Raw genomic sequence first — 537 nt, 5'->3', positions numbered from 1 at the left:
CCACAGCGTGATCACCAGCGCCAGCAAGGCGAGCGCCACCTGGCCCGAGGCCGACAGCCCGGCCGGCGTCGGCAGCAGCATCACCGCCAGATAGAGGCCGATCGCCAGCAGCAGGAAGCCGAGCTTGCGGTTGGAGCCTGGTTCCGGGCCGGAGGCGATGGGCGGCGAGGTGCTGTCCGGCACCGCCAGCGGGTTCACCCCTGGCGGCTGGCGGAGGGTAGCGGGGGCGGTCGACATGCGCGATCCTTCACGGTCTGCGTCCCGGGAAGGTCGCCCGCGCCTTCTGCCGCCGGCGGCCGTTCCCGGCCTGCGGCGCAGGGTGGCGCATCACGCTGCCCGCCGCCTTGACCCGCATCAAGCCAACGGCGGAACGAGCTGGAACCGGTGACGCGACTGTGATGATGGCGCAATGAGAGCCGCTTCGCGCGGCGAGAAGAACCTGCCGGAACGGGACGCTGGGCCCTTTTTGGGGGGACGGGCCCAGGGCTGTCGCTGAGACACCACCGACGCTGCCGACGACCGGACGCGTCGGAAGAT

Annotated in this window: 1 pseudogene; it reads right to left on the bottom strand. The window is 71.7% G+C overall.

The features are described 5' to 3' along the window. Positions 1-237, bottom strand: a pseudogene (locus BKE38_RS30150) (hypothetical protein); the annotation flags it as partial. Positions 238-537: the final 300 nt, after the last annotated feature.

The organism is Teichococcus deserti (genome assembly GCF_001982615.1).
GTDB classification, from domain to species: Bacteria; Pseudomonadota; Alphaproteobacteria; order Acetobacterales; family Acetobacteraceae; genus Pseudoroseomonas; species Pseudoroseomonas deserti.
The sequence above is the reverse complement of the archived record's forward strand: the minus strand, read 5'-3'. Positions and strand labels throughout refer to the sequence as shown.